General features: G+C 49.9%; 2 rRNA genes. Both read left to right on the top strand.

The annotated features are described in order from the left end of the window. Positions 1-160 precede the first annotated feature (160 nt). Positions 161-3,038, top strand: a 23S ribosomal RNA gene (locus tag HF969_RS09670). An 80-nt stretch (positions 3,039-3,118) separates the two neighbouring features. Next, a 5S ribosomal RNA gene (gene rrf / locus HF969_RS09665) occupies positions 3,119-3,234 on the top strand. The last annotated feature ends 18 nt before the right edge of the window (positions 3,235-3,252 follow it).

Genomic DNA, 3,252 nt, shown 5'->3' with positions numbered 1-3,252 from the left:
ATCGATCATTGAAAACTGAATACACCAAACAAGATTGATCATATTCTCGATGCGAGGTATGACAATCACATTATTTCTTAAATAAAAGATATAATGAACCGAGAAATTGACCGAGTCTATGAGTAACATCATAGAGTTAAAAAATAAGCGAAAATATTGTGGTTAAGCAATAAAGGGCGCACGGTGAATGCCTTGGCACTAGGAGCCGATGAAGGACGCGACGAACAGCGATATGCTTCGGGGAGCGGTAAGTACGCTAAGAACCGGAGATTTCCGAATGGGGGAACCCAATGATTGTAGAAGATCATTATCCGCAAGGAAGGTAGACGCAGAGAACTGAAACATCTAAGTACCTGCAGGAAAAGAAAATAAGAATGATTCCCTAAGTAGCGGCGAGCGAACGGGGAAGAGCCCAAACCAGCGTGCATGCACGTTGGGGTTGTAGGACTCCATCACGAGACCAGACGATTTAGTAGAAGCCCATGGGAAGGGGCGGCAGAGAGGGTGAGACCCCCGTATGCGAAAGATCAACTGGCTCAGGAGTATCCTGAGTACGGCGGGACACGAGAAATCCCGTCGGAATCCACCAGGACCATCTGGTAAGGCTAAATACTCCCTAGTGACCGATAGTGAACCAGTACCGTGAGGGAAAGGTGAAAAGCACCCCGGAAGGGGAGTGAAAGAGTACCTGAAACCGTGTGCTTACAAGTAGTCAGAGCCCGTTAATGGGTGATGGCGTGCCTTTTGTAGAATGAACCGGCGAGTGACGATAGTTGGCAAGGTTAAGTAGAAGATACGGAGCCGTAGCGAAAGCGAGTCTGAATAGGGCGCCAGTCAGGTGTCGTCGACCCGAAACCAGGTGACCTACCCATGTGCAGGTTGAAGGTGTGGTAAGACGCACTGGAGGACCGAACTCACATACGTTGAAAAGTGTGGAGATGACGTGTGGGTAGCGGAGAAATTCCAATCGAACCTGGAGATAGCTGGTTCTCTCCGAAATATATTTAGGTATAGCCTCAGAGGAAGAGTTGTGGAGGTAGAGCACTGTTTGGACTAGGGGCCCTTTCGGGTTACCGAATCTAGATAAACTCCGAATGCCACAAACTCATCTCTGGGAGTCAGACTGCGAGTGATAAGATCCGTAGTCGAAAGGGAAACAGCCCAGACCACCAGCTAAGGTCCCAAAGTAACTGTTAAGTGGAAAAGGATGTGGGGTTGCCTAGACAGCTAGGATGTTGGCTTAGAAGCAGCCATCATTTAAAGAGTGCGTAATAGCTCACTAGTCGAGTGACCCTGCGCCGAAAATGTACCGGGGCTAAACAGTACACCGAAGCTGTGGATTCTAATTTATTAGAGTGGTAGGAGAGCGTTCTATGTGCGGCGAAGCTGTACCGTAAGGAGCAGTGGAGCGCATAGAAGTGAGAATGCCGGTATGAGTAGCGAAAGACGGGTGAGAATCCCGTCCACCGATTGACTAAGGTTTCCAGGGGAAGGCTCGTCCTCCCTGGGTTAGTCGGGACCTAAGCAAAAGCCGAACGGCGTATGCGATGGACAACAGGTAGAGATTCCTGTACTTGGGAAATACGATTTAAGCAATGGAGGGACACAGGAGGTAAATCCACGCAGACTGATGGAAATGTCTGTAGAAGCAACGAGTGAGATGGTGAGTCAAATGCTTACGATTAATGATGAGTTGTGACCTGGAGCGAAATTAAAGTAGCGAAGGTGGATAATCAAACTGTCGAGAAAAGCTTCTAGCTAGTATAACCAACCCGTACCGCAAACCGACACAGGTAGTCAAGTGGAGAACACTAAGGTGAGCGAGAGAACTCTCGTTAAGGAACTCGGCAAAATGACCCCGTAACTTCGGGAGAAGGGGTGCTGACGCAAGTCAGCCGCAGTGAATAGGCCCAGGCGACTGTTTATCAAAAACACAGGTCTCTGCTAAATCGAAAGATGACGTATAGGGGCTGACGCCTGCCCGGTGCTGGAAGGTTAAGAGGAGCGCTTAGCGCAAGCGAAGGTGCGAATTGAAGCCCCAGTAAACGGCGGCCGTAACTATAACGGTCCTAAGGTAGCGAAATTCCTTGTCGGGTAAGTTCCGACCCGCACGAAAGGCGTAACGATCTGGGCACTGTCTCAACGAGAGACTCGGTGAAATTATAGTACCTGTGAAGATGCAGGTTACCCGCGACAGGACGGAAAGACCCCATGGAGCTTTACTGCAACTTGATATTGAGTGTTTGTGTGACATGTACAGGATAGGTAGGAGTCGAAGAACTGTGTACGCCAGTATGCAGGGAGACGTTGGTGGGATACTACCCTTGTAATATGAACCCTCTAACTCGCGTGAAGAACACGGAAGACAGTGTCAGGTGGGCAGTTTGACTGGGGCGGTCGCCTCCTAAAGAGTAACGGAGGCGCCCAAAGGTTCCCTCAGAATGGTTGGAAATCATTCGTAGAGTGCAAAGGCAGAAGGGAGCTTGACTGCGAGACCTACAAGTCGAGCAGGGACGAAAGTCGGGCTTAGTGATCCGGTGGTACCGCATGGAAGGGCCATCGCTCAACGGATAAAAGCTACCCTGGGGATAACAGGCTTATCTCCCCCAAGAGTTCACATCGACGGGGAGGTTTGGCACCTCGATGTCGGCTCATCGCATCCTGGGGCTGAAGTCGGTCCCAAGGGTTGGGCTGTTCGCCCATTAAAGCGGTACGCGAGCTGGGTTCAGAACGTCGTGAGACAGTTCGGTCCCTATCCGTCGCGGGCGTAGGAAATTTGAGAAGAGCTGTCCTTAGTACGAGAGGACCGGGATGGACACACCGCTGGTGTACCAGTTGTTCCGCCAGGAGCATTGCTGGGTAGCTATGTGTGGGATGGATAACCGCTGAAAGCATCTAAGCGGGAAGCCAGCTTCAAGATGAGATTTCCCATTCGAAAGAATTAAGACCCCTGAGAGACGATCAGGTAGATAGGCTAGAAGTGGAAGTATAGCGATATATGGAGCGGACTAGTACTAATCGGTCGAGGACTTAACCATGAGATTTCAAGGTAGGTTTAGGTGTATTCAGTTTTGAGTGATCGAAAGATTGCTCAAGATAACTTTAAAATGTGACACTGTGTGGTGATGATGGCAAGAAGGACACACCTGTTCCCATGCCGAACACAGCAGTTAAGCTTCTTAGCGCCGATGGTAGTTGGGTCTTTGACCCTGTGAGAGTAGGACGTTGCCACGCGTGTCATATCAAAGTTAT

The sequence above is a fragment of the Facklamia miroungae genome, assembly GCF_012396555.1.
In the GTDB taxonomy this organism is placed as follows: domain Bacteria; phylum Bacillota; class Bacilli; order Lactobacillales; family Aerococcaceae; genus Facklamia; species Facklamia miroungae.
Note: the sequence above shows the minus strand (reverse complement) of the source record. Positions and strands in the feature narration are given on the sequence as shown.